The sequence below is a fragment of the Roseibium alexandrii DFL-11 genome, from assembly GCF_000158095.2.
Classification (GTDB): Bacteria; Pseudomonadota; Alphaproteobacteria; order Rhizobiales; family Stappiaceae; genus Roseibium; species Roseibium alexandrii.
In genome coordinates, this window is the sequence record NZ_CM011002.1 from 2,843,383 (window position 1) to 2,869,766 (window position 26,384).

Below are 26,384 nucleotides of genomic sequence, written 5' to 3' on the forward strand. Positions count from 1 at the left end.
TCCCGCCAGGGGCCGGTATCTTGAAAACCAAAAAGCCGCCTGACGCGGCGGCTTTTTTAGGTTTGATTTGTCAGAGCAAGATCCTACGCAGCCGCCGGTATGTCGGTGACGTAATAAAAATACACGAAGGATGCGCTCAGCTTGATCATGGCAATTTAGATGCGCGAGCTGTGAGGCAATGTCAAGCGGCTTGTTCGGCGTCTCTGACAACCTGCGCGCCAAGTGCTTCGAGTTCCTTCTTGAAAGTCCCCCACTTTTCCGGCGTGACGGTCATGGTGGCAGGTTCAATGATCTCAACGGAATAGCCGCGGTTGAGCGCCCCTTTGGCAGTAAACTGGACACACTGGCAGGCATCGAGGCCGGTCAGGCGGAGGTAACCGACATTTTTCCCGGCGAGATAGGCATCCAGCTCCGGATTAGAGAAGGCATCCCCGATCGCCTTTTCGAAAACGGGCGCGTTGCCTGCCTTCAGATCCTCGTCGAACGCCAGCCCCTTGCGTCCCGGCGTGCCAATGCCACCCATCAAAAGCTTCATGGCCAGAATGGCCGGCCAGTGGCGAAACACCTGTTTGATCAGGATGACCTCATGATCGGCAGCATGCGCTGCCTCGATTTCGTCATTGATGCGCGCAATGCCGCGGGCCCGCTCGTCTTCCGAATAAGGTTTCGGACTATTGCGCGTGAAGTCTTCCTGAACATCAATCACCAGCAAGGCTGTGTTCGGGCGCGCCGCCCGGTCGATCGGTTTTCCCATGGTCGCCTTGCTTGAAATCCAGACAACCCAGAAAAAATAGCCGGTGGCCCATAGCACCAAGGCACCCAGACTACTCACGGCTAAAGTCAAAAAAGACATATCGAACTCCTAAACAAACTCATTCCAGACCGCGCGGGCGGTTAGGGTCGTCCTCAAATTCTGCAAAGTGATCGAGCATGGCGCACAGAACCCGTTGGGCTGCCTGAACCTCTTCTTTGGAAAAATGCGCGCTGACAGCATCGATCTCATCGTTTTCCTTTGAACGGATCACGCCGAAAACATCTTGGCCGCGCCCTGTCAGAGCAAAAAGCGGCGAACGCTTGTGCGCAGGGTTGGGGCGCCGTTCCAAAAGCCCGAGCTGCTCCAGCTCGTTGACCATCAGCTGAATTTGCTGTCGGGCTAGAAACAATGACCGGCCAATATCCGGAACGGACAAGGCCCCGGCCTCTTCCAGCACCTCCATGACAGCCCGCATGCCGACCGATACGCCGGTGCCGTCCAGCTTTGCCTCAACAGCCCGCGCCAATCGCCGGTGCACCGGCCGGATCAACCGGATCACCTCATAGAGTTCATCAGAGTTCTGATGCCGTGCTTTTATCATGACAATATATTTGTCATATCGACATACCTATTGTCAATATTTTCTTCACTTGAATAAAAACTGGCGCCCGGATTTTCTCCGGGCGCCCGCCAAGTTTCTTCCAGTGTTTTTCCCTTAGAACCCGATGACCAGCTCCGCGAGGGTGATGAAGAGCGGGATGCTAAGGATCGCCACCGGTGTCCCAAGCCCGGTCGAAGACCCTATGTAAGCTGACGGATTGGCTTCCGGCAGAGCCGCCCGCATGGTCGGCGGACCGGAGATGTCAGAGCTGGAGGCCGCCATGATCGAGAGCAGAACGACGCCGCCGGCAGAGAACCCTGTGAAATGGTGCGCAACAAGACCCATGCCGAACCCAAGCAAACCGTGCAGCAGCGGCGCTGTCAGGCCGTAGATCAGATAGGCGTGGGCAACTTTCTTAAGCTCCGACAACCGGGCCCAGGCTTCCATACCCATGACAAGCATCAGGATGGACAGAAGCCCCCGGAAAAGCGGCTCGTAAAAGCTTTCATAGACCGCCTCCGGCCGGGCCAGCAGGCCAATGCCAATGCCAAGCAGCAGGGCAGAGATGGCCGGGCTCTTGATCGTATCAACAATGATTCCCTTGGCGAGCTGGCCGTCAAAACCACCGCCAAACCCGAAGCCGCCACCGCCGGAAGACATGGTTGCCGTGCCGTCAGACTGGACAGTGCCGGCTGCCCGCCGCTCGGCGCTCATCCGCGCCAGGAAAATTGCAGTCACCAGCGCCGCGACATCCATGAACGGGTAAAGGGCGCCGATGAAGCCTTCATAGTAAATGCCTTCGCTGTCGAGCATCGCCATGCCAGCGGCAAGCGTTGAGGCCGAGACCGCGCCGAACAAACCAGCCGTTGCCATAGCGTCGGCATTAGAAACGCCCCGCCACATTGCGAGGATCTTGCCGCCAAAGATAACAATCACGACGCCTAAGAGCGCGGCACAGATCGCCGGAACCGCGAGCGACATGGCATCCGCGGAGCGGACAGAAATCCCGGCACCCAGACCGACCTTCAACAACAGCAGCAAAACAACGAACTTGTAGACCGGCTCCGGCACTTCCAGCTTGCTGCCCATTGCGGCAATCAGCATGCCGCCCATCAAAAACGCCAGCGTCGGCTTTTGAAATTGCGCTGCAAGCGTCGTGATGATTTCAAAGAAAATGTCCATTCCGGCCTCGGTTGTCGTCAAAAAGCGTGGTCCGGGGGCTTATGACGCAGTTCGAAGAGAATAAAAAATATATGTTTTATTATTTATCGTTCTATTTAATAGAACTATTGATGGTTTGAGCGAGCTGGAAACCGATGGACAACCTCAACTACCACCACTTGCGCTACTTCCGCGAAGTGGCGCATGAGGGCAACCTCACTCGGACTGCTGAACGGGTGAACCTGTCACAATCCGCGCTTTCCACTCAAATCCGTCAACTTGAGGCCCGGCTCGGCCATGATCTTTTCGAGCGGTCCGGGCGTCAGCTTGTTTTGACCGAAGTTGGACGGATTGTGCTCGATCATGCCGACCGGATCTTCGGGACTGGAGAAGAGCTGATCGCAACGCTGCAGCGGTCCAGTCAATCCACCCCGCCCTTGCGGGTCGGAGCGCAATCGACCCTTTCGCGGAACTTTCAGATCCGCTTTTTAAAGCCGCTGCTGTCCAGCGGAGAAGTCGACTTCACCCTGCGGTCCGGCAGCGCCTCAGTCCTGCTGGAAGCTCTAGAATCGCTCGCGCTGGACATTGTCCTGACCACAGATCCGCCGGACAGCTCCTTGTCCGGAGATTTCACAGCGCACCGGCTGGCTGAACAGAAAGTCACCATTCACGGAACGCCGGAGCGGATTGCCGGAAAAACGCTGCATCAGCTCTTGAGCGACGAGCCGTTGATTGTTCCCGATGAGAGTTCGATCCGGACAGGTTTCGACAGCCTGGTGGCCCGGCTTGGCATCACCCCGCGCATCGTAGCGGATGTTGACGACATGGCCATGGTCCGGCTGCTCGCCCGGGCTGATGTCGGCATCGCCATTGCCCCGCCGGTCGTCATGGCCGACGAGATTGCTGCCGGCCTCCTGGAGAGCGCCCCTTTTGATCTGCAGATCTTTGAAGCGTTTTACGCGGTCACCGTAACACGGTCGTTTCCGCATCCAATCCTGCGGGAGTTGCTGACAGGTCAAATGGACTGAACCGGGGACCTGTCAGTGGCTCTTCAGATAACAGCCTCGATCAGGAACGGACCCTTGGTGTTTGATGCGGTTTTCAGCGCCTCAGCCAAGCCTTCCTCACTGTCGACCTGCACGCCTTGCACCCCATGGCCGGCGGCCAGTGCCACCCAGTCGAGCAACGGGTTCTCAATATCGAACATCGCACTGGCGTTGCGTCCGGGCTTCGGCGCGCCTTGGGCTTCCAGTTCGAAATGCAGGATCTGATAGCCCCGGTTGGCGACAATCACGACCGTGATGTCCAATTCTTCCCGGGCCGCGGTCCACAGGCTTTGGACCTGATACATGGCGGACCCGTCACCGGAGACCGCAAACACGGGACGATCGGGGCACGCAACCGCCGCGCCCAGCGCATTTGGCAGGCACTGGCCAATGGAGCCGCCCGTGTTGTTGATCCTGTCATGGGCGGCAGCGACGTTGACAAACGGCCAAATCCCGGCGCCGGCCGTCACGGCCTCATTGACTATAATGGCCCCTTCCGGGATGGCGTTGGCAAGACCGCGGCCAATCCCTTCGGCAGTCAGCGCCCCCGTCTCAATGTCCGGAACGTGGCGGCCAATCCGCGCGATGGTCTCGCTGCTATCCACACCCGCAGCGTCCGCCAGCATTTCAAGGGTCCAGAGCACATCCCAGTCGCCATAACAGAGCCGGTCCAGCGCGCAACCAGCTGGCTCCGGCGTGGACGGCTTGCCGGGATAGGCGAAAAAGTTCACCGGAGGATCTTCACCAACCAAAACAATCCGTGTCTGCCCGGCAAGGAACTCGGCGGTGAGATCAGCATTGTAGGGCAAGCTCTCAAAGGCAACAGCGCCTTCACCGAGTGCAATGCGCGGCGCAAAAAACGGCGCCAGCAACCGGCAGCCTGTTCTGGCTGCAATCTTGCCGGCCAGTTCCGCCCCCTCTCCGTAAAGTCCGGGGCCACTCACCAAAAGAGCCGCGCCGGGTTCGCTCAAGGCTTTGGCCGCTGCCATAACGCGATCCTTGTCCGGCCGATGTTTTTGAGCCGGAGGTTGGGCTTTGGCCGGGCCAGTTTGACTGTCTCCCCACGCACAATCCGCCTGCAGGATTACGGTCGCGATCTCGCCGCCGCGCGCAACCCGGATGGCCTCAGCTCCAGCGCTTGCCACCATGGTGCTGTCGGTTGCCCGGCGCACCCAATGGGAAATGGATCCCGCCACTCCGTCGAGATCGGCCTGCAGCGGCGCATCATGCTTGAGGTGATAACCAGCATGATCTCCAACAATGTTGACGATGCCGGAGTGGCCTTTGCGAGCGTTGTGCAGATTGGCCCAGCCATTGCCAAAGCCAGGCCCGAGATGAAGCAGGGTCCCGGCAACGTTGCCGCTCATCCGGGCATAGCCATCGGCGGCTCCTGTCACACCGCCTTCAAACAGGCAGAGAATACAGCGCATGTCGGGATGGGTGTCGAGGGCAGCGACAAAATGCATCTCGGATGTGCCCGGATTGGCAAAGCATACCGACACATCGGACGCCAGCATCGTTTTCACCAGCGCTTCTGCACCGTTCATGGAAAGCCCCCTCTTGAAATCTCAAAGCAATTTGAAAGACATGAATGACCCTACCCATATCGGGCAATGAGTTCTCCGGGCAATCAAAAAATCCGCTTGCCCGCAGTCACGGCGGAGCAAAACTGTTTCATCACTCAGATTTCCAGAACTTCATACAAGCTGCTGCGGCCTCATCCAGACAGTGCCGCGTGAGTTCTCGCGGTTTTTGTTTGACACAAATAAGGAAACGGTATCCATCGGAGCGCTCCATACGGGACAGCGGATGCTGGTTCCCCAGTTAATTGAATGTTGGCAGAGGAACGTGGTGTGACATACAGCCTTGGGGTCGATACGGGCGGAACCTATACCGATGCGGTCATCCTGCGCGGCGAAGAAAAGGTCATTGCCTCCGCCAAGGCCCTCACCACCCGGCATGATCTTGCTGTTGGCATCGGAGAGGCCGTCCGGTCAGTTCTGGTACAGGCGGAAATTGACCCTGCAGAGATTGAGCTCGCGTCCCTGTCCACCACACTGGCCACCAACGCGCTGGTCGAGGACCAGGGCGCGCGGGTGGCGCTCATCGCCATCGGGTTTGACGCCAAGGATCTTGAGCAGGCCGGTTTGAGCGCGGCCTTGAAGGACGATCCGGTGCTGCTTTTGCGCGGCGGCCACAACCATGCAGGCTCCGAGGCGGCCCCTCTCGATGAAGAGGCTCTCACGACATTTCTGCAAGATCTTGATCCAGGCGTGACGGCGCTTGCCGTTGCTGCGCGATTTGCCACCCGAAACCCCGTGCATGAAAACGCGGCTGCCCAAAAAATAGCAGAAATCGCGGGCCGGCCGGTGACGATGTCACACACGCTGTCCGCCAAGCTCAATGGACCCAAACGGGCGCTCACCGCGCTCCTCAATGCCCGTCTGGTCGGCATGATCGACCGCCTGATCGGCCGGGCCCAGGATGCTCTTGTTCAGATTGGCATCCATGCCCCACTGATGGTGGTGCGCGGTGACGGCGCTCTGATGTCGGCAGCCGATGCCCTGGCCAGGCCGATCGAAACAATCCTCAGCGGACCCGCGGCCTCCGTGGTTGGAGCACACTGGCTGACAAGAGTTGATACAGCATTGGTGTCCGATATCGGCGGGACCACGACGGACATTGCCCTTATCCGCAATGGGCGCCCGGCGATTGATCCAGATGGCGCGCAGGTGGGATCCTTCCGCACAATGGTCGAAGCCGTCGCCATGCGCACGATCGGCCTTGGCGGCGACAGCCGGGTCCATTTTCTGGACACTGGTCTGACCGGCGGCCTCCACCTTGGCCCGAAGCGGGTGCTGCCAGTCTCCCTGATAGCCCACGTTGCTCCAGAGAAGGTGGTGCCGGTTCTGGAACAACAGGAACGTTCTGACTTCCCGGGCGAAGATGACGGCCGGTTTGTCCGGTGTGTCGGCGTTGTAATGGCCGGACAGGACCTGAACGACCGTGAGAGCGAGTTGATGGAACGGATCGGGGATGACATTCATCCTGTCTCTACCATCATTCGAAACCGCATGGAAAATGCCACGCTTGGACGCCTGATCGATCGCAGCATGGTGCAAGTGTCAGGGGTAACCCCCTCTGACGCTGCCCATGTCCTCGGACGGCTCGATGCCTGGGATGAGGGGGCCGCGCGACTTGCGCTTAAGAAGCTTGCGCGGCGGAGGCGCGGCGATGGCAGGGTGCTTGCGCCCAGCGCGGACGCAATGGCGCAAATGATCATTGATCAGCTGACGCAGCAAACCGTGGATGCGCTGTTGGAGGTGGCCTTTAGAGAGGAAGGCGGCCGGTTTCAGGACAACCCGCGCACCCTTGCGCGCCATGAATTGTTGCAGGCTGGACTTTCCGGCCATGCCGGTTTTATCGATCTGCAAGCACGGCTGAACGCGGAGGTGGTCGGCCTCGGCGCTTCGGCTCCGACTTACTATCCGGAAGTTGGCAGGCGCTTGCGGTGCCCGATGCTTTTGTCCGAGCATGCCGGGGTGGCCAATGCCATCGGCGCTGTCGTTGGACGCATAACCCTGCGCCGCAGCGGCACAGTCACATCACCGGCCGATGGGCGCTACCGGGTGCATCTGGAGACAGGACCGGAAGATTTTTCGGAAACCGGAGCCGCTCTGGACCGGCTTGAAACCGTTCTTCGCGAAGAGGCCGAAAAGGCTGCCAAGGACGCCGGCGCCGTCGGCATCCAGGTCTCAGCAAAACGGGACGTGCGCTCGGTCGAAATCGAATCGCGGCCGATGTTCATCGAGGCGGAGATTGTCGTAGAAGCCAGCGGCCGGCCACGCGTTGCCGTTTAGTAGCTGGCGCGATTTGTAGGAGATTGACCGTACCACTTTTGGACTGCAAACGTGGACCCGTTGCAGACAGCTTGCGTGGAGGACTTTGGGAGTTTCTTACACCTCATCTGGAAAGATGGAAAATTAACAGAAACTACAGGTTCTTAGACCTACGATCTCGCCCCGATATCTGAATGGATGACGCTGGAAACACAATGCTTCGGAACTTGTCAAAATGGGGGATAATTGGCCTCGCCTTGAGCGGCCTAACGATAATCCATTCTTTCCCGGCAGAAGCTGCATCTGAAGCGGCACCCAAAAACAACAATGGTTATGTTGATAAGCTCCTCGCCGAAATCCTGCACCGCACAGATGCTCCTGATGCGGCGAAACTGAAAATCTCCAAAAGACCAGCCTTATCCAGAGACCGCCGTCTTCTGGAGCTCATCTCTGGGGAAATCATTGAATACGACGCCATTGGCACGAAGCCTTCTTGGGAAGAAAACCTGCTGACTATCCGGATACCACTTCGCAAGGGCTTGCAGGGATACCGGCTTTTTTTCATCAATGAAAGCAGCCAGGCTGAACTGGATGAAGCCGAGACTTTGGAGGACTTCAAAAAGTTCTCAACCGGATCCGGGGCACAATGGTCGACAACACCTCAACTGCAAGCAGCCGGTTTCAATGTGGTTGAAGGTGACAACAAAGCCGGGCTTATGAAGATGCTCGCCGCAGACCGGTTCAAGACCTTCGGCCGGGGGATCGATGAAATCTATCATGAATACCACAATGCGAAGGCCGATTATCCGGACTTGGCCATTGAGAATTCAATTGCCCTGTACATCCCGCACCCGACGTACATATTTGTGACCCCCAAACGACCGGATCTGGCAGCGCGGTTCGAGACCGGGCTGAAAGCTATGATCGCCGATGGCTCCTTTGACACACTTTTCTGGGAGTTCTTCGAGGACGACATCCAGCGGGCCAATCTTCACCAACGGAAGATCTTCAGGATTGCAAATCCCGAACTGAGCGCAGCGACCCCTTTTGAAAACGACAGCATGTGGTTTGCCCCCGAAGACACACCCGAGAACAGCACTCCAGCTGCGGCAGAACCTCAGTCAAATTGAAGGCCTGGCCCGTAGTTCCGCGAAATGAAAAGGCCCGGCAGAACCGGGCCTTTTGTCATTTTGCATTTTATTCCGCAGCTTCCGGTGTCACCTGTGCTGGTTCCGGCTCGGTCCATTTCAGGACCGGCTTGCGGGCTGCGCCCGTTTCGTCCAGGCGGCGGCGCGGGGCGAGATAGGGCGCTCCGGAGAAGCGCTGTGTCTCTCCGCGTTTGGCGCTCATGACCAGGTCCCGCATGGTGGCAACGAACAGGTCAAGCGAGGCGCGGCTTTCCGATTCCGTCGGCTCGATCAACATCGCGCCATGCACCACAAGCGGGAAGTACATGGTCATCGGGTGGTACCCCTCGTCGATCATCGCCTTGGCGAAATCGAGCGTGGTGACGCCGGTGTCCTTCAGAAAGCTGTCGTCGAACAGAACCTCGTGCATGCAAGGACGCTCGCCAAACGGCAGGCTCATCAGATCCTGCAGACCGACACGGACATAGTTCGCGTTGAGGACCGCATCTTCAGAGGCCTGACGCAGGCCGTCCGAGCCGTGGCTCATCATGTAGCTGAGCGCGCGCACATACATGCCCATCTGGCCCTGGAACGCAGTCATACGGCCGAAAGGCTGTTCGCCGTCTTTCGTGGCAGCTTCCGTTTCAACCAGCTCCAAGCCATCGTCCGTCTTGCGGATGAACGGCAGCGGGGCATACGGAGCCAGCTTGTCCGACAGGACCACCGGGCCGGAGCCCGGACCACCGCCGCCGTGGGGCGTTGAGAAGGTCTTGTGCAGGTTGATGTGCATGGCATCAACGCCGAGGTCCCCCGGACGGGCCTTGCCGACGATGGCGTTGAAGTTCGCACCGTCACAATAGAAGAACCCGCCGGCCTCGTGGATGCGGTCGGCGATTTCCTTGATGTCCCGCTCGAACAGCCCGCAGGTGTTCGGGTTGGTCAGCATGATGCCGGCAATGTTGCCGGTGTGCTCCGCGATCGTGGTCTTGAGCGCTTCAAGGTCGACCGTACCGTCGTCCTTGGCATCAATGGAGACAACCTTGTAGCCGAGCAGCGCGGCGGTTGCCGGGTTGGTGCCGTGAGCACTTTCAGGAACCAGAACAATTTCCGGGGTCCGGCCGGCAGCGGTGTGCGCCGCCTTAATCGCCATCATGCCGCAAAGCTCACCATGGGCACCGGCTTTCGGGCTCATGGCGACCGCATGCGTGCCGGTGGATACCATCAGCCAGTGGGCCAGCTCGTCAATCAGCTCAATCGCGCCCGGGACGGATGACACCGGCTGCAGCGGGTGCACATCGGCAAAGCCCGGCAGGCGGGCCATCTTCTCGTTGAGGCGCGGGTTGTGCTTCATAGTGCACGAGCCAAGCGGATACAGCCCGGCATCGATCGCATAGTTGTTGCGCGACAGGCGCACGTAGTGGCGCATGGCCTCAGGTTCTGCGAGACCCGGCAGACCGATCTCGGCCCGGCGGGCGTGCCCGCCAAGCTCAAACTCAGGCAGATCGCCTTCGTCGAGATCAACACCGCAGTTTTCCAAAGAGCCGACTTCAAAGATCAACGGCTCTTCCATGTCGAGGCCGCGGTTTCCGGTGAAGGTTTTCGGACGGAACGTCTCGCCCGCATCTCCTGCCGCCGTCGGGCGTCCTTGCGTGTTCATGCTCATGCCAGCACCTCCTTCAGCGCATCGGCAAACGCCGCGCGGTCTTCATCCGTGTTGACTTCGGTGGAGGCCACCACCAAGAGGTTTTCAAGATCTTTCTTGCCCGGCTCCAGGCGGGAGACCGGCAGGCCGGCGAGAATGCCTTTTTCAGCAAGCGCTTCTACAACACCGTCTGCGGCCTTTGGCAGGCGGAGGGTGAATTCATTGAAGTAAGCCGAATTCAGCACGTCCACGCCAGATACGGCACCAAGCTGTTGCTTCAGCTTCACCGCGTTGCCGTGGTTGATCCGCGCCAATTGGGTCAGGCCCTTTTGGCCGAGCAGCGACATGTGGATCGTAAAGGCGAGACAGCACAGACCGGAGTTGGTGCAGATGTTCGACGTGGCCTTGTCACGGCGGATATGCTGCTCGCGGGTGGAGAGCGTCAGCACGAAGCCTCGCTTGCCTTCCGCGTCAACGGTTTCACCACAGAGGCGTCCCGGCATTTGCCGGACGTATTTCTGGCGGGTGGCAAAAAGACCGACATATGGACCGCCGTAGTTCAGGCCGTTGCCGATGGACTGGCCTTCGCCAACCACGATGTCCGCGCCCTGCGTTCCAGGAGGCTCAATGAGGCCGAGCGACACCACTTCAGTAAAGACGGCGATCAACAGTGCCTTGTGCTGGTGCGCCTTTTCGGCAATCGGCTTCAGGTCGATCAGCTGGCCATAGAAAGACGGTGACTGAACCACCACACAGGAGGTCTCGTCGTCAATCTGGGACAGAATGTCTTCAGTTCCCATTGGGTCGGCTGGCAGGCTGACGACCTGATCGCCCGCCATGTTCGACAAGCCTTCGACCACTTCCCGGTATTGCGGATGCAGACCGCCGGACAGAACTGCCTTGTTCTTCTTGGTGACCCGGTGGGCCATCAGGACAGCCTCGCCGGTGCCCGTGGAACCGTCATACATGGAGGCATTGGCAACATCCATGGCAGTCAGCTTGGCCACCTGGGTTTGGAACTCAAACAGATACTGCAGCGTGCCTTGCGTGATTTCCGGCTGATACGGCGTGTAGGACGTCAGGAATTCCGAGCGCTGGATCAGATGATCGACAGTCGCCGGGACGTGGTGCTTGTAGGCGCCTGCGCCGACAAAAAACGGCACGGATCCAGCCGAGGTGTTTTTCGTGGCCATGGATGAGAGCTTGCGCTCGACTTCCATTTCGCTGGCGCGTTTCGGCAGATCCAGAAGACCATTGAAACGGACATCCTCTGGAATGTCAGTAAACAGGTCGTCAATCGAATTGACGCCGATGCGCGCGAGCATATCGCCGCGATCGGTGTCGGTAAGTGGTAAATAGCGCATTGTCTGCGGCTCCAGATTTACGGTGCGACCGTGCGGACCGGTTCCGGGTCCACCACGATCTCACATTTGACCGAGTTTGCGATGAAGCAGACGTCATGGGCCTTTTCGTGCAGATCCGTGATCCAGCTGGGATCGGGATCGCTGTCGGCGACCAACACGATTTCGGGCTTGAGGACCACCTTTGTGATGGCCATCTTGCCGCGGGCAATCCGGCTCATCTCGCCTTTTGCGCTGTCGCGGTAGCTGGCAACGACGTAACCGGCGCGCCGGGCAAGATCCAGAAACGACATCATGTGACACGACGAGATCGCTGCAACGAGCGCCTCTTCCGGGTCAACGGCTGCTTCAATCGAATAAGGCTGAGGCACAACCGTCGGCGAGGCGCTAGCCGGGATCTTCAGACCGCCGTCAAACTGCCAGATGTGGCCGCGCGAATACTTGTTGGCCGCGTAATCCCCATCACACGCCCATTCGACCACCGCCGTGTAGTAGTGCCCCGCCATGGATCAAAGGGTCTCGATGTAGGCCTTGTAGGCCGCTTCATCCATCAGGTCGGCGAGCTGACCTTCATTGCCGACGGTCATCTTGATGAACCAGGCTGCGCCTTCCGGATCTTCGTTGACCTTGGCAGGCTCGTCCGCCAGCACGTCATTGGCTGCAGTGACCTCGCCGTCGATTGGCGCGTAAACTTCACTGGCCGCCTTCACAGATTCCACAACCGCAGCTTCATCGCCTTGGGACAAGGCTTTACCGGTTTCAGGCAATTCCACGAAAACCACATCGCCGAGCTGTTCCTGCGCATAGGCCGTGATGCCGATGGTGGCGGTGCCGCCCTCGACGGAGATCCACTCGTGATCTTTTGAGTAATAAGTCGTCATGTTTTGCGTCCATTCTCTGGAAAAGTCAGGCTTTTGGTTTTCGGAAATAGCGGTTGGGTACGAAGGGCATGGCTGAGACCGTGGCCGGCAAACGGCGGTTGCGGACGATCAGCTCCAGCTGCGTCCCCTCGCTTGCGTGTTCGGCGGGGACGTAGCCCATGGCAATCGGCGCACCGACCGTCGGGGCAAACCCGCCGGAAGTCAGACTGCCGATGACATCCCCATCGGGCAGAGCGATTTCCGCGCCTTCGCGTGCCGGGGCTTTGCCGTCCAGGCGCAGACCGACGCGAATGCGGTCTGTTCCATCGGCCAATTCCTTCTGGATTCGCTCCGCGCCCAGGAAACCGCCTTCATCGCGGCGGCGTTTTTGCATGCAAAAGGTGATGTTGCCTTCAACCGGCGACGTGGTTTCGTCGATATCGTGCCCATAAAGACAAAGCCCTGCTTCCAGCCGCAGGCTGTCGCGGGCGCCAAGGCCGATCGCTTCCACCCGGTCATCTGCCAAAAGCGCGCGGGCAATCGCCTCGGCAGCCCCTGCAGGCACGGACATTTCAACACCGTCTTCACCGGTGTATCCGGCGCGCGCGATGTGGCACGCAATGCCATCGAATTCCATGGGAGCTGCAGCCATGAAGCCGAGTTCGGCAGCAGCCGGTGCATGGGCTGCGACCGCCGCAACGGCTTCCGGGCCCTGCACCGCGATCAAAGCGCGGTCATCGGCCACTTCCAATTTAACGGTGTCCGGCAGATTGGCGCGCAGATGCGCGTAGTCAATGTCTTTGCGTGCTGCGTTCACCACCAGCAAGAGACGGCCGTCGTCATTCTTATCCAGCGGACGGGTGACCATCAGATCGTCGATGATGCCGCCATCTTCGTTCAACAGGACGGTGTAGCGCTGCCGGCCATGACCAAGTTCCACGAAATTGGACGGTGTCAGAGCTTCCAGTGCTTTGGCAGTGGTTTCGTGATCCGGGCCGATCAGAACAGCCTGGCCCATGTGGGACACATCAAACAAACCCGCTTTCGCGCGTGTGTGCTGGTGTTCGCCCATGATACCGAGCTTGTATTGAACGGGCATGGAGTAGCCCGCGAACGGCACCATCTTGCCGCCCAGCTCGATATGAAGGTCGTGAAGAGGCGTTTGTTTCAGATCTTCGTCTGCAACGGTTTCCGCCATGAACGGTCCTCGCGTTAGGGGTTGCGCAATCCCGAACCTCGCCGCGAACGGTTTCGATTCGTCTGCACCCCCTCTGTCCGAGTACCTGAGAGATTTCCCAGCCAAACCAAACCGGCTTGGTGGTTACTCCTTCGGTGAGCAGTCCGCGCATGTGTTGGCGCAGATCACTGCTTTCCAGAGCGTTGAAGCCCCTGCGGTCCTTTTGCCTGAGAGTTTCCGGGGCGGTTGCTCCTTCGGCGCCAGGATCTTTTCACCTGGCCTCTCCCGCAGTGGCATTTCGTGCCAAAGGCACGAGCATCGGGGAACGACCCCAATTTCGCCGCGATTGTGAGTGGCCGACACCACCTTGTCAATATGCGGCAATGAAACTGTTCGATTGCGAAAGCCGGATGCGAAAAGGGTTGGCTTTCAGACCCCAGCCTTAGCGCCGACGCCCTTCTTCAAAACCAAACTGGATTTTGCTGCCCTGGTTCATCGGAATGACGAACTTCTCATCCACGTAGGTCCATTGTTGCCCGCCGCCGCCGGTTTCAATGGATACCGGGATCTGGATTACTTCAGAAACCAGCGGCTTTTGATCCGCATCGGAAGACGCCGGGATCGTGACACGCAGCGGCAGTACAACATCGCCGCCTCTCCACGCCGGTCCGGGTGTCACGTCACCCGTAAACCCGAGCTTCAAACGGCGCTGGCCGTCCGCTTCTTGGGAACAGCTGACGGCTGAATCCTCCACCAGCGCCTGGTAGATCAGGCCGTCGCGCTCGCCGTCCTTGCCTCTTACAAACTCACGGATAAGGTGTGAATTCGTTTTCATCTGCAGCGGCGGGCACGGCACTGGCGGCGCAAATGTCTCGCGGGACACCTGAACCGGTTCCGCACCGCCCGAAATCACGTTCTCCGCGATATCTCCGGTTGCGCCGCATCCTGTCAGAAAAGCGGCGCATAATGCGACCGAAACCGGGGTCTTGCTGTTGACATGAGACAGTGCTTGGAACGCCTTGAACATCGTGGACCTGTTGAAAACTATGTATTTGGCGCAGCTTCATAGCAGTTGACCGCCCGCTTGGCGAGATGGCGGTGGGTATTTGTTGGCTCTGCACCTATATCAGAAAGCACTTTAACCGGGTTGACAGAATAGCATCACAAGCCCTTATTGCGCCAAAGCAGGCTTTTCAATGAGCACCATGACACAGACCGCGACAAACAAACCATCTCTGGAGATCAAGCTGTGCGCCCCACGGGGATTTTGCGCAGGTGTTGACCGGGCAATTCAGATTGTTGAACTGGCCCTTCAGAAGTACGGCCAGCCCGTTTATGTCCGCCATGAGATCGTGCACAACAAATATGTCGTAGACGGACTGAAAGCCAAAGGCGCGATCTTCGTTGAAGAACTGGACGAAATCCCGGCTGAGCACGCCGAGCGACCAGTGATCTTTTCTGCTCATGGCGTGCCGAAATCCGTGCCCGCGGACGCCCAGCAGCGCAACATGTTTTACCTCGATGCGACCTGCCCTCTGGTCTCCAAGGTACACAAGGAAGCCGAGATCCATTTCCGGCGCGAGCGCGACATTCTTCTGATCGGCCACGCGGGACACCCGGAGGTGATCGGCACGATGGGGCAGCTCCCGCAAGGCACGGTCACCCTGATCGAGACCGAAGACGACGCACGCCGGTTTGAACGCGAGCGCAGCGACCGTCCCCTTGCCTACATCACGCAGACCACCTTGTCCGTTGATGATACCGCCGGGATCGTCTCCGTCCTTCAGGACCGGTTTCCAGATATCGTCGCCCCGCATAAGGAAGACATCTGCTACGCGACCACCAACCGCCAGGAGGCGGTCAAGCATGTAGCCCCGGGCGTTGAGGCCATGATTGTGGTTGGCGCGCCCAATTCATCAAATTCGCAAAGACTGCGGGAAGTCGCCGAACGGGAAGGCTGCCGGGTTGCAGTCCTCCTGCAACGGGCTGATGAGATCAACTGGGCAGATTTTGAAGGCGTTACCAGCCTTGGGCTGACAGCCGGGGCCTCTGCGCCCGAAACACTCGTTGAAGAGATTATCAGCGCGTTTGACGAGCGGTTCGACGTCACTGTCGAGATCGTGCGGACGGCCGAAGAAACCATCGCCTTCAATCTGCCGCGCGAACTGCGGGACATGCCCGCCCAAACAGAAAAAGCCACCGGATAACAAGAATGGCCGTTTATACGGAAGTCAGCGATGAAGAGCTGAACGCCTTCATCGCACAGTACGATGTCGGGCAGCTTCTGTCCTACAAGGGCATCGCTGAAGGCGTTGAGAACAGCAACTATCTCGTTCAGACAGACACGGCCTATTTTATCCTCACCCTTTACGAGAAGCGGGTGAACCCCGACGACCTGCCCTTCTTCCTGAAGCTCAAGGAACACCTGGCCGGCAAGGGCCTCTCCTGCCCCACTCCAGTCGCCTCACGAGATGGAGAGTTGCTTGGCACGCTCGCCGGGCGGCCTGCAGCCCTCGTCACGTTTCTTCAAGGCATGTCGGTGAAACGGCCACGTCCTGAACATTGCGAGGAACTCGGCAAGGCCATGGCCGCCATGCACCTGGCAGGGGCCGATTATGAACTGACCCGCAAGAACGCACTGGACCTAAATGGCTGGCGGCCGCTGTTTGAACAAAGCCAAGACCGATGTGACACCGTCCACCCGGGACTGGGCGCAGAGATTACCGCTGAGCTGGACTACCTTGAGAAAAACTGGCCGAAGGATCTCCCAAGCGGCGTTATCCATGCTGATCTCTTCACGGACAATGTGTTCTTCTTGAACGACCGCCTGTCCGGCCTTATCGACTTTTATTTCGCCTGCAATGACGCCCTCGCCTATGACATCGCCATCTGCCTCAACGCTTGGTGTTTTGAGCAGGATCTGGCATTCAATGTCACCAAAGCCAAGGCCATGCTCAAAGGATACACATCCGTGCGTCCGCTGACCGCGGCCGAATTCGACGCCTTGCCGGTTCTCTGCCGCGGGGCTGCGCTTCGCTTCCTGCTGACACGCCTTTATGATTGGCTGAGTGTTCCTGAAGGCGCGCTTGTCACCCCGAAGGACCCGATGGAATACCTCAAAAAACTGCGGTTCCACCAAACAGTCGACAGCGCCAACGCTTACGGGCTTGAAGGATGAGCCAGGAAAACCGCGTTACGATCTATACAGACGGCGCCTGTTCGGGAAATCCAGGCCCGGGCGGTTGGGGTGTCATCATGCGCTTCGGCGAACATGAGCGCGAACTCAAGGGCGGCGAGGTGGAGACCACCAACAACCGCATGGAGCTGACGGCTGCGATCGAAGCGCTGAACGCCCTGAAGCGCCCGTGCGTCGTCGATCTCTATACCGACAGCACATATGTGCGCAGCGGTATCAGCGAATGGATGTACGGCTGGAAGCGGAAGAACTGGAAGACTGCCGCGAACAAGCCCGTCAAGAACGCGGATTTATGGCAGGCTTTGGACGCAGCCCGCGAACGCCATGATGTCACCTGGCACTGGGTCAAAGGCCATGCGGGCCACCCGGACAACGAGCGCGCGGACGAATTGGCGCGCGGCGGTATGGAACCGTTTAAGAAAAACAGTTAAGCACACAGCGTCGCCGCCAAAGAGCAAGGATTTCGGGTGATCGATTCGCTGCAGACCACTCCGGTTTTATCCGGAGTTGAGGCCCCGGAGACGGCTGGCCTCGTGCTTATCATGGCCAACCCGACATCGGGCGGCTACAACAGCCAAAAATTGCAGGATGTCAAAGTCCATCTCGAAGCTGCCGGCTGCCGGGTTGATCTGCGTTTGACAACCCATGCCGGTGAGATCGGCGAGGTGTGTGCAGCCCCGGGATTGGCTGCGGAGACCCTGATCATTGCCGGTGGCGACGGATCGGTCAACGAAGCCCTCACGGGATTGCAGCACAAAAAACGCGTCCCCAACCTGGCGATCATCCCCTTCGGGACCGCGAACGTTCTGGCACTCGAGCTTGGCCTGCCGAAAGGCGCCAAAGCGATTGCCCGGATGATCCTGAACAAGCGCACCAAACCGCTGCACTATGGTCTGGCCAACGACCGTCCGTTTGTTTTAATGGCTTCGGCTGGATTTGACGCCGAAGTCGTCCACGCGGTCCCGCTGGACTTGAAGCGGCGCTTGAAGAAGTTTGCCTATGTGATCACCGCAATCCGGATCGGTCTGACACGCAAGGCGACGCCACTGACGATCTCCCTGGATGGCGCTGCGCCGGTTTACGGACGCTTTGCCGTTGCCAGCAATGCCCGGCACTACGGCGGCCCGTTCGTCATCTGCCCCGGTGGAGCGACAGATCCGGGGTTGCATATGCTGATCTTGGAGCGGGACGACCCATGGTCATCCATCCGCTACAGCATCGCGTTGATGCTGGGCCGAATTTCAAAAGCCAAAGGCGCGACTGTTCAAGCCTTTCAGGAAGCGGTTATTTCCAGTCCTGAACCAGTTGCCGCGCAAGTGGATGGTGATCCGTTCGCGGTAACCCCGCTGAACATCCGGGCCGCGGCAAATTCTGTTCCGATTCTCGTTCCCTAACGGCTGAGGCTGTTTAAGCTGAAGCCGCTTCCGCCACCGGCATCTTGCGCAGCATCTTGGTTGCCTCTGCGGCCGATACGGCTTCGCCGAAATAGAACCCTTGTGCATATTGGCAGCCGAGCTGGAACAGCTCCAGCGCGTCGTTTTCGCTCTCCGCGCCCTCGGCGACCACGGACATGCCGAGGTCGTGACCCATGGCAACGATCGTTCGCAACAGCACCGGGCGCGCGGCAGACCCATCGGGTTTGACGAAGGCCTGATCAATCTTGATCGTGTCGAACGGGAACCGCTGCAGATAGGACAGAGATGAGTGGCCCGTGCCGAAATCGTCCAGCGACAGACCGGCACCGAGACTGCGTAACCGCTCCAGAACCTTCGCCGAGTACTCCGGATTGGACATGACGAGTGATTCCGTCAGCTCCAGCTTCAGCGTACCGACCTCCAGCGAGTTCCGGGATAGGATCGCCTTCACATCATTGATCAGATCCTGCTTCAAAAGCTGCCGGGAAGACAGGTTCACGGACGTAAACAAAGGACGCGGCATCGGAAATTCGCGTTGCCAGAAAGCCAGCTGGCTGGCGCCCTTGTCGAGCATGTACATGCCAAGGTCGTTGATCAGTCCGGATTGCTCAGCAATCGGAATAAACTCGGCAGGTGAAATCTTGCCGCGCTTCGGATGGTTCCAGCGCGCCAGCACCTCAAATCCGGCAATCGCCTGATCCTCCAGCCGTATGATCGGTTGGAAGAAGACACCGAGTGTCTCCTTTTTGATCGCTTCGCGCAGGTCTGCTTCCAGATCGACAATGTTCTTGCCCAGCGGACGCAGGATCGGCCGGTAGACTTCCTGACGGTCACCACCAAGGCGCTTGGCATGGTTCAGCGCGATTTCGGCGTTGGTCAGCATGTCCTCAACCGCCTGCTTGCCGCCTTCAAAGAAGGAAATACCAACAGAGCACGTCAAAAAGATTTCACGGTCGCTAAAGGTAATGGGTGCGCGCACAGCCTTGCGCAGCGCATCGGCCAAGGCAACGATCCGGTCCGGCTCATTCTCTGACAAGAGCACCAGACCGTACTGGTCGCTGGACAAGCGTCCCAACGTGTCCTGCTGGCCAATCAAACGGCCCAGGCGCCGTGCCACGGTCAACAAAATGCTGTCGCCGGCGGACAGGCCAATACTGTCATTGACCTGCTTGAAGCGGTCCAGGTTGATGACGAGCACGGTTGGTTTGGTTGTCTCTTCCGCCTGAGCCCGCACCACGCTGGTTTGCAAGCGGTCAACAAACAATTCGCGGTTTGGAAGACCGGTCAGATTGTCGTGGACAGCATCGTGCAACAGGCGCTCTTCAGCGGTACGCTCTTCGGTGACATCGAGCATCGTGCCGACGCAGCGGATAACTTCGCCATCCGCGCCCACAATCGGCCGCGCGCGCAGGCGGAACCACCGGAAGTGACCGTCCTCAGACCGCAGACGGAATGTCTGCTGGATCTTGCCACGGCGCTGGTCAATCACCGCATCAAGCGTCGCCCGGAACCTGTCCCTGTCTTGCGGGTGCAAGATCTCCAGCCAGTCTCGCGCAGGTCCCTCCAAGGTGCCGTGCTTGAGGTTCAACAGGTCTTCGACTTCGTTGCCCGTGTAAATCTTGTCACGGTCGATGTCCCAATCCCAAATGATGTCTCCAGCACCAGTCAAGGCAAGGGCCTTGCGCTCGACATCAGAGATAAGCCCTTGGGCGATTGCACCACCGGCAAATGCGTGCTGCATTACCGTGAACCCGATCAGTAGAACAATGAGAACCAGACCGCCACCAAGCGCGGGCTGGACAATGTCGTTCGACAGTCGGCCCGTCACCGTCATGGCCGCACCGATCAACCAGGCAATCAGCAAACACCAGGTCGGGATCAACAGGATCGCCCGGTCGTAGTGCTGATACGCCAGCACGGCGATTGTGACGAAACCCAGGAGGCCGATGATGCCCAGAGACAGACGGGCAATCCCGGCTGCAATCGACGGATCCCAAACCGCGACCCCGAGAAGGCCGAGCAACAGGATCAAGGTCGTCAACGCCAGATGGGAATAGTGGATGTTCCAGCGGTTCAGGTTCAAATAGGCATAGAGAAAGATGATCAAGCTAGCGGCCAGCATGACTTCCGCAGATGCCCGGGCCAACTGGCTGCTGCCGCCTTCCAGCTTGAAGACCATGCCCCAGAAGCCGAAATCAATGCAGAGATAAGCCAAGACCGACCAGGCCAAAGCCGCCGTTGCCGGGAACATGACCGTGCCCTTGACCACGAACAGGATCGTCAGGAAGAGGGCAAGCAGGCCCGAAATGCCGAGAATGATGCCGCGATACAATGAATAGGCGTTGACCGTTTCCTTGTAGACATCCGGCTCCCAAACCCGGATTTCCGGCAGGTTCGGCGTTGTGAGCTCAGCCACGAAGGTGACGACAGAACCGGGGTCCAAAGTGACCAGGAAGACATCAGCTTCGAGACTCTTCTGGCGGGAGGGCGCAATCCCTTGGCTTGGGGTAATGCTGGCAATCCGCGAGGATCCGAGATCCGGCCAGAACAGATCGGACCCCACAAACTTGTAGTTTGGCGCAACGATCAGGCGGTCGACCTGCTCATCGCTGGTGTTGGCAAGCGCAAAGACTGCCCAGTTCGTGTTTTCGCCGCTGCGCGATGGCACTTCGATCCGCCGGACAATTCCGTCCGCACCCGGCGCGGTTGACACCTGCAAACGGGTTCCGGCGTCCCGGTGCATGTCAATTGCATTGGTGATGTCCAGCGCCTCAATATCCAAGGGCACAGAAATCGGCTCGAGCGCACGGGCCGCCTGCGGCGCAACGATAAGCATCATTGCGGCGGCCACTAAAATGGCGCTTCGGATCAGATTGAAAATATGGACCGGCACAGAAATCGACATGGGGCGAAGAACTACCGGTTTGGAGCACATGTCACAAGAAGTCTTTCAAAATTCCTTCGACAAGCGGAGACACCGCATCCGGGCGCGCCGCGTAGTCTTCCGCCAAACAGGAGAGCAAAAGATGATCCTGCCAAGTTCCGTTTATTAACAGATAGTTACGCGCATATCCTTCCCGGTTGAACCCCGCCTTTTCTAGGAGCCGGATGGACGGGGTGTTGGTCGGAATGCAAGCAGCCTCAATGCGATGAAGGTTCAGAACGTCGAAACAAAACGGCAAGATCATGGCGACGGCCGCTGACATGTGCCCTTTACACGCGTGACGCTCCCCCATCCAGTAGCCAAGCGTTGCCGACTGGCTGACCCCGCGCCGGATGTTGCTGAGCGTCAGTCCGCCCAGCAAATCGTCGTTGCGCGCGTTGAAAAGGAGGAAGGTCAGGCTGCGCCCTTCCTTGCGGTCCCGCGCATAGCGGCGCAAGCGGCGGCGGAAGCCGGACTTGGACAAATCATCAGACGGCCACAACGGTTCCCATGGCGTCAAAAAGGCCCGGCTATCGCTGCGAAGCAAGCACCAGACCTTGAAGTCGCTCATGATTGGGGGGCGCAGATAATGCGCGCCAGCTTCGATGAGAAGCTCGGCGTCAGGAGGCGGACCTGGGCGAAGCAGAGACATGCCGGTCCTCGCCTTATTACATTGATGCAGCCTGCCGGACCGGCGCCTGCTGAAGCCGCGCCGCCAGCTCATCGGCAGTCATGATGCCGTTGATCGGGCCGATTGCCGTCAGTGTCGGCGTTGTGCCAACGAAGGTGTTGTAAGCCGCCTCGCGAATGTCAGCCGCCGTGACAGCCTCGATCTTGGCCGAGATCTCATCCGGAGCCAGGACCCGGCCATGCACCAGAATCTGACGGGCAATCTGACCGGCCCGGGCCGCTGGGCTTTCCAGAGCCATCATCAAACCTGCACGGATCTGCGCCCGGGAGCGCGCTACTTCGTCCTCGGTGATCGTATGGGCGGCAGACACCAGCTCATCTGCAATCATCGGCATCAGAGCGCCTAGGTCCTCGTGGCTCGTTGCGGCGTGAATACCGAAGAGGCCTGTGTCGGAAAACGCCCAGTGGAAGCTGTAAATCGCGTAGCACAGGCCATGCTTTTCACGAATTTCCTGGAACAGGCGCGACGACATACCTCCGCCCAGCACGGACGCCAGAATCTGGATGGCGTAGTAGTCCTTGGCCTTGTAAGGACGGCCCTCAAAGCCGATTAGGACTTGAGCTTCCATCAGGTCCTTGTTGAGCAGCTTTTCACCACCTGAATACCGAGCATCAGGATCCGGGGCGGCCGGTTCGCTGTTGATGGCACCAAACTTTTGGCGAGCGAGTGAAACAAGCTCGTCATGGTCCACCGCGCCTGCAGCCGACAGAACCATGTCCGGTGCCCGGTAGCGGCTTGCCAAATAGTCGTTGAGACTGTCGCGGCCGAAGCCTTGCACGGTTTCCGGTGTGCCCAGGATCGGACGGCCAATTGCCTGTTCCGGCCAGGCTGTCGCCTGGAACAGATCAAATGCCTGATCTTCCGGAGCATCGTTGGATGCACCGATCTCCTGCAAGATAACGTGTTGCTCGCGCACGAGCTCTTCGGCCTCAAAGGTCGAGTTCTGCAGAATGTCCGCCAGAATATCCACGGCGAGCGGAAGGTCTTCCGCCAGGATCCGCGCATAGTAGTTTGTGTGTTCAATGCTTGTAGACGCGTTCAGTTCGCCGCCAACAGCCTCGATTTCTTCCGCAATCCCGCGTGCCGACCGGCTCTTCGTCCCCTTGAACGCCATATGTTCAAGAAGGTGCGTAATGCCGTTTTGATCCGCGTTTTCCGCTCTGGATCCGGTGCGGACCCAGACACCAAGTGCTGCTGTCTTCAGGTGCGGCATCTGGTCGGTGACGACGGTCAGGCCATTTTCGAGAACTGTCGTTTCTACTTTCATTCAGTTACACCCCTGCCCCTACGGCACGGGCGTGTTTTTCAATATATTGTTCGACCGCGCCCTGTTCGGCCGCCAGAACCTGCTGGCGCTCCTCGGCAAACATCATGTCTTTCAGATTTTCCGGCAGATCCGGACGGTCGCCGCTTGCTGCTTCGACCGCATCCGGGAATTTGGCCGGATGGGCGGTGCCCAAGACAACCATCGGCGTTTCACCGCTCGTGTGCGCTTTGGCAACATGCACACCGATTGCCGTATGCGGATCCAGCAGATAGCCAGCCTCTGTCCAGAGCTCAGCAATGGTTGCCGAGGTCGCCTCTTCATCACAGCGGCCAGCGGCGAAATGCTGACGCATCTCAGCGAGAGGCCCGTCTTCGATTGTAAAGCTGCCGGACTGGTTCAGCTGGTTCATCATCCGGCGCACGACATCTCCGTCACGCCCGTTCACTTCTGAAAGCAGACGCTCAAAGTTGGACGACACCTGAATGTCCATCGATGGAGAAATCGTCGGGTGAACGCCGCGTTTTTCATAGCGTCCCGTCTCAAGCGTCCGCGCCAATATATCGTTGACGTTGGTGGCCACCACCAGCTTGTCGACCGGCAGGCCCATCTTCATGGCGGCATAGCCAGCGAAGATGTCGCCGAAATTGCCGGTCGGCACGGTGAAGGACACTTTACGATGCGGTGCGCCGAGTGCGGCGCCTGCCACGAAGTAGTAGACGATCTGAGCCAGGATCCGCGCCCAGTTGATCGAGTTGACCCCGGACAGGGCCACGCGGTCGCGGAAATTGAAATGGTTGAACATGCCTTTGACGATTGCCTGGCAATCATCAAAGTTGCCGGTCAAGGCCAAGGCGTGAACGTTCGCCTCTGTCGGCGTTGTCATCTGACGGCGTTGAACGTTTGAAACCCGGCCGTCCGGGAAGAGGACGAAAATGTCCGTCCGGCCCCGGCCGCGGAAGGCTTCGATGGCCGCCCCGCCGGTGTCACCCGAGGTTGCTCCGACGATGGTTGCGCGCAAGCCCCGCTGCGTCAGCACGTAGTCCATCATCCGGCCAAGCAACTGCATGGCGACATCCTTGAACGCCAGGGTTGGGCCGTGGAATAGCTCAAGGATAAACGTGTTGGAGCCTGTCTGAACCAGGGGTGTGACCGCCGGGTGCCGGAAGCCGGAATAGGATTCCGCGATCATGGATTTCAGATCCGCATCCGGGATGGCCCCGTCGACAAACGGGCTGATCACCTCAAACGCGACTTCCTCATAGGATTTTCCAGCGAAAGAAGCGATGGTCTCAGCATCGAACTGCGGCCATGTTTCTGGAAGATAAAGACCGCCATCGCGGGCAAGTCCCTGGAGCAAAACGTCCGAAAACTCCAATACAGGTGCATCACCGCGCGTACTGCTGTATTTCACCGCGTCACTTCCTCTAGTGTTTCCATCCGGGTTAGAGGCATCAGAGCCCTTTCCTGACCGTAAGCCTCAACCCTACCCGAATTTAATCAGCTTTGGAACAAAGCAAGCCAGTCTAGCGACTTACGCGCCATCCTAATCGGACGCAAGCCACAGGTCGGTAAAAAAGTGTCCGATTTCCGGCAATCCTGCTGACCGGTGACGCCTTAGGCGTGTCCTGCGTCTGAAAACAACATGGCTGGATCAATCCCCAGACTGCCGAGGGCCCGGTGCCATTTTTTTTCCGAATTCGCATCAAAAAGAATGTCCCGATCCGCTGGGGCGGTCAGCCAGCCATTTGACTGGATTTCATTTTCCAGCTGGCCGGGGGCCCAGCCGGCATAGCCGAGCGCAAGCATGGCCTGCCGCGGCCCGGTGCCTTCGGCCAAGGCTCTCAAAATCTCCAGCGTCGCCGTCAGGCAAATCCCGTTGTCGATCGCAAGGGTCGATTGATTAAGCTGAAAGTCATCGCTGTGCAGGACGAAGCCACGCTCAACCTCAACCGGTCCGCCCTTGTGAACACTCATACCCTGCACCTGAGGTGGCAAGCGGATCGCATCATCGTCATTTACGATGTCCAGTTGGATCAGCAAGTCTTCTAGAGACAGATGTTTTGCCACCTGATTGACGATCAGCCCCATCGCGCCTTGTTCAGAGTGAGAACACACATAGATGACCGAATGCTCGAAGCGGCTGTCCGCCATGCTGGGCATTGCGATCAGGAATTGACCCTCCAGGGTGTCTGCTGCTCCGATTTCGGACATACGCACCTCGTTACTGTTCAACGCCCACCGCCTTCATTACTCAGCATAGCCCCAATAGGACTTCATGTTAATGACTGATTGAGTCGCATGCTCACAATCGCGTCACGAGGATATGACCATCCGAGCGTTGTGCGATGCTGACGCGCCTTCTGCTTTGGTGTAGCTGTTGGTCCATGAAATCAGCATTGGCACTCCTCTTTTTTCTGGCAATCACACTCCCAACCACAGCTCTTGCTGCGGCCAGTGAATGGGTAACCGTCAAAGGTGGCGCCGTTCGGCTGATCACGACCGGACCGCCTGAAAACGGCACTTACTGGGCCGGACTGGAGTTTCAACTGGAACCGGGCTGGCACACCTATTGGCGCTATCCGGGCGAAGCTGGCATACCGCCGCAAATCACCTGGACGAACACGTCCAACATAAAGAACAAAACAGTTCTCTACCCGGTTCCAGAGCGATACAGCGATGGGTTCTCAGACTCCATCGTCTACCACGACGGCATTATCCTGCCGCTAAAGATCACGCCGGAAGATGCCTCCAAGCCCGCGCAGATTTCGCTTGAGCTGTTTTTTGGCGTTTGCAATGACATTTGCGTGCCGGGCGAGGCCACTTTGTCCCTTCAACTTGAACCGGATACCCGCCCAGACAGCCTCTCAGCGAAACTGATCAAACGCGATTTGCAGGCCGTCCCCGGCATTGCTCCATCTGGAGGGCTGGATATTGTCTCTGTCACGCTTGTCGAAAGCGATGGCAAGCGTTTGAGGATTGAAGTTGAAACCGGATCAGCGGGGACGCCGGATCTCTTTGCGGCGGGGCCCGAAGGCTCCTACATCGCACTCCCGAAACTGGCCGAAGGTGAAACCGGCAATCCTGTTTGGCACTTGTCGACGAAGGGCCTGAAAACAACAGCTTCCGATACGAACCTGCGCCTCGTTCTGTCCGATGGCGAAAACGCGTTGGAACACCTGGCACCGATTCAACCGGATTGGTTGGATTAGAGCATTGGGCGTTTTGTTGGAAACGCCCAAAGATGCTCGGCCACTTCTGAAACGAACAGCTTTGGGCGCTGAATCGATTCCGATTTAGCGCCCGCTGATCTAACATCTTTCTCAA

23 protein-coding genes and 1 riboswitch are annotated in these 26,384 nt (G+C 58.6%); of the genes, 8 read left to right on the forward strand and 15 right to left on the reverse strand.

Annotated features, from left to right (window positions below; translation table 11 throughout):
* Positions 1 to 181: 181 nt before the first annotated feature.
* The 3 genes from SADFL11_RS13155 to SADFL11_RS13165 form a co-directional block, all read right to left on the reverse strand.
* The gene (locus tag SADFL11_RS13155; RefSeq protein ID WP_134853026.1) at positions 182 to 853 is read right to left on the reverse strand and encodes a cysteine hydrolase family protein; all 672 of its coding nucleotides are present in this window, start codon (positions 851 to 853) and stop codon (positions 182 to 184) included.
* Between the two features lie 19 nt (positions 854 to 872).
* Positions 873 to 1,355, reverse strand: a complete 483-nt coding sequence (locus SADFL11_RS13160; RefSeq protein WP_008193682.1) for a MarR family winged helix-turn-helix transcriptional regulator — start codon at positions 1,353 to 1,355, stop codon at positions 873 to 875.
* Between the two features lie 114 nt (positions 1,356 to 1,469).
* Positions 1,470 to 2,537 carry a sodium-dependent bicarbonate transport family permease gene (locus tag SADFL11_RS13165; RefSeq protein WP_008194787.1) on the reverse strand — a complete coding sequence of 356 codons (1,068 nt, stop codon included), beginning with the start codon at positions 2,535 to 2,537 and terminating at the stop codon, positions 1,470 to 1,472.
* A gap of 134 nt (positions 2,538 to 2,671) precedes the next feature.
* Here SADFL11_RS13165 and SADFL11_RS13170 point away from each other — a divergent pair, with 134 nt between their 5' ends.
* A complete protein-coding gene (locus SADFL11_RS13170) occupies positions 2,672 to 3,544 on the forward strand; it encodes a LysR family transcriptional regulator (protein ID WP_008192679.1) in 873 nt (290 codons plus the stop codon).
* A gap of 23 nt (positions 3,545 to 3,567) precedes the next feature.
* Here SADFL11_RS13170 and SADFL11_RS13175 read toward each other — a convergent pair whose 3' ends face one another.
* Positions 3,568 to 5,109, reverse strand: a complete 1,542-nt coding sequence (locus SADFL11_RS13175) for an acetolactate synthase large subunit (protein WP_008190946.1) — start codon at positions 5,107 to 5,109, stop codon at positions 3,568 to 3,570.
* 306 nt (positions 5,110 to 5,415) lie between these two features.
* On the opposite strand from SADFL11_RS13175, the gene SADFL11_RS13180 reads away from it, so the two are divergent.
* Positions 5,416 to 7,422 carry a hydantoinase/oxoprolinase N-terminal domain-containing protein gene (locus SADFL11_RS13180; protein WP_085955902.1) on the forward strand — a complete coding sequence of 669 codons (2,007 nt, stop codon included), beginning with the start codon at positions 5,416 to 5,418 and terminating at the stop codon, positions 7,420 to 7,422.
* Positions 7,423 to 7,616: 194 nt separating this feature from the next.
* Entirely contained in the window at positions 7,617 to 8,531 is a 915-nt protein-coding gene (locus tag SADFL11_RS13185; RefSeq protein WP_134853027.1) for a type 2 periplasmic-binding domain-containing protein, read from the forward strand.
* A 67-nt stretch (positions 8,532 to 8,598) separates the two neighbouring features.
* Here SADFL11_RS13185 and gcvPB read toward each other — a convergent pair whose 3' ends face one another.
* The 6 genes from gcvPB to SADFL11_RS13215 all read right to left on the reverse strand — a co-directional run bounded on the left by gcvPB (position 8,599) and on the right by SADFL11_RS13215 (position 14,595).
* Positions 8,599 to 10,191, reverse strand: coding sequence for an aminomethyl-transferring glycine dehydrogenase subunit GcvPB (gcvPB, locus tag SADFL11_RS13190; RefSeq protein ID WP_040451558.1), 1,593 nt, complete (start codon positions 10,189 to 10,191; stop codon positions 8,599 to 8,601).
* On the reverse strand, positions 10,188 to 11,534 hold the full coding sequence (gene gcvPA / locus SADFL11_RS13195) for an aminomethyl-transferring glycine dehydrogenase subunit GcvPA (protein WP_008189229.1): 1,347 nt from the start codon (positions 11,532 to 11,534) through the stop codon (positions 10,188 to 10,190). Before gcvPA ends, gcvPB begins: the two co-directional genes overlap by 4 nt.
* Positions 11,535 to 11,551: 17 nt before the next feature.
* Positions 11,552 to 12,037, reverse strand: coding sequence for an OsmC family protein (locus SADFL11_RS13200; RefSeq protein WP_008196197.1), 486 nt, complete (start codon positions 12,035 to 12,037; stop codon positions 11,552 to 11,554).
* 3 nt (positions 12,038 to 12,040) lie between these two features.
* Positions 12,041 to 12,412, reverse strand: a complete 372-nt coding sequence (gene gcvH / locus SADFL11_RS13205) for a glycine cleavage system protein GcvH (protein ID WP_008195890.1) — start codon at positions 12,410 to 12,412, stop codon at positions 12,041 to 12,043.
* Positions 12,413 to 12,437: 25 nt separating this feature from the next.
* Positions 12,438 to 13,589, reverse strand: coding sequence for a glycine cleavage system aminomethyltransferase GcvT (gene gcvT / locus SADFL11_RS13210; RefSeq protein WP_008189991.1), 1,152 nt, complete (start codon positions 13,587 to 13,589; stop codon positions 12,438 to 12,440).
* 184 nt (positions 13,590 to 13,773) lie between these two features.
* Positions 13,774 to 13,866: riboswitch (glycine riboswitch) on the reverse strand.
* 144 nt (positions 13,867 to 14,010) lie between these two features.
* Positions 14,011 to 14,595 carry a hypothetical protein gene (locus tag SADFL11_RS13215; RefSeq protein ID WP_008194731.1) on the reverse strand — a complete coding sequence of 195 codons (585 nt, stop codon included), beginning with the start codon at positions 14,593 to 14,595 and terminating at the stop codon, positions 14,011 to 14,013.
* A gap of 178 nt (positions 14,596 to 14,773) precedes the next feature.
* Between SADFL11_RS13215 and ispH the strand changes: the two genes are divergently transcribed.
* Genes ispH through SADFL11_RS13235 form a run of 4 tightly spaced genes read left to right on the forward strand, consistent with a single transcriptional unit; the run spans position 14,774 to position 18,158 of the window.
* A complete protein-coding gene (gene ispH / locus SADFL11_RS13220; protein WP_008193310.1) occupies positions 14,774 to 15,775 on the forward strand; it encodes a 4-hydroxy-3-methylbut-2-enyl diphosphate reductase in 1,002 nt (333 codons plus the stop codon).
* Positions 15,776 to 15,780: 5 nt separating this feature from the next.
* Positions 15,781 to 16,746, forward strand: coding sequence for a homoserine kinase (gene thrB, locus SADFL11_RS13225; protein ID WP_008191983.1), 966 nt, complete (start codon positions 15,781 to 15,783; stop codon positions 16,744 to 16,746).
* A complete protein-coding gene (gene rnhA / locus SADFL11_RS13230; RefSeq protein WP_008193997.1) occupies positions 16,743 to 17,195 on the forward strand; it encodes a ribonuclease HI in 453 nt (150 codons plus the stop codon). Before thrB ends, rnhA begins: the two co-directional genes overlap by 4 nt.
* Positions 17,196 to 17,231: 36 nt before the next feature.
* On the forward strand, positions 17,232 to 18,158 hold the full coding sequence (locus SADFL11_RS13235) for a diacylglycerol/lipid kinase family protein (RefSeq protein WP_008191469.1): 927 nt from the start codon (positions 17,232 to 17,234) through the stop codon (positions 18,156 to 18,158).
* 13 nt (positions 18,159 to 18,171) lie between these two features.
* Here the strand turns inward: SADFL11_RS13235 and SADFL11_RS13240 are convergent, their stop codons facing one another.
* From SADFL11_RS13240 to SADFL11_RS13260, 5 genes are all read right to left on the reverse strand, one after another.
* Entirely contained in the window at positions 18,172 to 21,018 is a 2,847-nt protein-coding gene (locus SADFL11_RS13240; protein WP_228198201.1) for an EAL domain-containing protein, read from the reverse strand.
* Between the two features lie 97 nt (positions 21,019 to 21,115).
* Positions 21,116 to 21,754: a GNAT family N-acetyltransferase gene (locus SADFL11_RS13245; RefSeq protein WP_081450558.1), complete on the reverse strand. Its 639-nt coding sequence runs from the start codon at positions 21,752 to 21,754 to the stop codon at positions 21,116 to 21,118.
* Between the two features lie 16 nt (positions 21,755 to 21,770).
* Complete coding sequence (locus tag SADFL11_RS13250) at positions 21,771 to 23,060, reverse strand: M16 family metallopeptidase (protein ID WP_008191618.1); 1,290 nt, start codon at positions 23,058 to 23,060, stop codon at positions 21,771 to 21,773.
* 4 nt (positions 23,061 to 23,064) lie between these two features.
* Positions 23,065 to 24,471 (reverse strand): threonine synthase, encoded by a 1,407-nt coding sequence (thrC, locus tag SADFL11_RS13255; protein WP_008190890.1) that lies wholly within the window; start codon positions 24,469 to 24,471, stop codon positions 23,065 to 23,067.
* Positions 24,472 to 24,674: 203 nt separating this feature from the next.
* Positions 24,675 to 25,271 carry a YqgE/AlgH family protein gene (locus SADFL11_RS13260; RefSeq protein ID WP_008196976.1) on the reverse strand — a complete coding sequence of 199 codons (597 nt, stop codon included), beginning with the start codon at positions 25,269 to 25,271 and terminating at the stop codon, positions 24,675 to 24,677.
* Positions 25,272 to 25,444: 173 nt separating this feature from the next.
* Between SADFL11_RS13260 and SADFL11_RS13265 the strand changes: the two genes are divergently transcribed.
* Positions 25,445 to 26,269, forward strand: coding sequence for a protein-disulfide reductase DsbD domain-containing protein (locus SADFL11_RS13265; RefSeq protein ID WP_008197337.1), 825 nt, complete (start codon positions 25,445 to 25,447; stop codon positions 26,267 to 26,269).
* The last annotated feature ends 115 nt before the right edge of the window (positions 26,270 to 26,384 follow it).

Coding starts and splice junctions, on each gene's coding strand:
- SADFL11_RS13185 (WP_134853027.1), top strand. CDS start 7,617: ATGCTTCGGAACTTGTCAAAATGGGGGATAATTGGCCTCGCCTTGAGC.
- SADFL11_RS13155 (WP_134853026.1), bottom strand. CDS start 853: ATGTCTTTTTTGACTTTAGCCGTGAGTAGTCTGGGTGCCTTGGTGCTA.
- SADFL11_RS13260 (WP_008196976.1), bottom strand. CDS start 25,271: ATGTCCGAAATCGGAGCAGCAGACACCCTGGAGGGTCAATTCCTGATC.
- thrB (WP_008191983.1), top strand. CDS start 15,781: ATGGCCGTTTATACGGAAGTCAGCGATGAAGAGCTGAACGCCTTCATC.
- gcvH (WP_008195890.1), bottom strand. CDS start 12,412: ATGACGACTTATTACTCAAAAGATCACGAGTGGATCTCCGTCGAGGGC.
- rnhA (WP_008193997.1), top strand. CDS start 16,743: ATGAGCCAGGAAAACCGCGTTACGATCTATACAGACGGCGCCTGTTCG.
- SADFL11_RS13200 (WP_008196197.1), bottom strand. CDS start 12,037: ATGGCGGGGCACTACTACACGGCGGTGGTCGAATGGGCGTGTGATGGG.
- gcvPB (WP_040451558.1), bottom strand. CDS start 10,191: ATGAGCATGAACACGCAAGGACGCCCGACGGCGGCAGGAGATGCGGGC.
- gcvPA (WP_008189229.1), bottom strand. CDS start 11,534: ATGCGCTATTTACCACTTACCGACACCGATCGCGGCGATATGCTCGCG.
- SADFL11_RS13240 (WP_228198201.1), bottom strand. CDS start 21,018: ATGATGCTTATCGTTGCGCCGCAGGCGGCCCGTGCGCTCGAGCCGATT.
- SADFL11_RS13165 (WP_008194787.1), bottom strand. CDS start 2,537: ATGGACATTTTCTTTGAAATCATCACGACGCTTGCAGCGCAATTTCAA.
- SADFL11_RS13265 (WP_008197337.1), top strand. CDS start 25,445: ATGAAATCAGCATTGGCACTCCTCTTTTTTCTGGCAATCACACTCCCA.
- SADFL11_RS13250 (WP_008191618.1), bottom strand. CDS start 23,060: ATGAAAGTAGAAACGACAGTTCTCGAAAATGGCCTGACCGTCGTCACC.
- SADFL11_RS13175 (WP_008190946.1), bottom strand. CDS start 5,109: ATGAACGGTGCAGAAGCGCTGGTGAAAACGATGCTGGCGTCCGATGTG.
- gcvT (WP_008189991.1), bottom strand. CDS start 13,589: ATGGCGGAAACCGTTGCAGACGAAGATCTGAAACAAACGCCTCTTCAC.
- SADFL11_RS13160 (WP_008193682.1), bottom strand. CDS start 1,355: ATGATAAAAGCACGGCATCAGAACTCTGATGAACTCTATGAGGTGATC.
- SADFL11_RS13170 (WP_008192679.1), top strand. CDS start 2,672: ATGGACAACCTCAACTACCACCACTTGCGCTACTTCCGCGAAGTGGCG.
- SADFL11_RS13245 (WP_081450558.1), bottom strand. CDS start 21,754: ATGTCTCTGCTTCGCCCAGGTCCGCCTCCTGACGCCGAGCTTCTCATC.
- ispH (WP_008193310.1), top strand. CDS start 14,774: ATGACACAGACCGCGACAAACAAACCATCTCTGGAGATCAAGCTGTGC.
- SADFL11_RS13215 (WP_008194731.1), bottom strand. CDS start 14,595: ATGTTCAAGGCGTTCCAAGCACTGTCTCATGTCAACAGCAAGACCCCG.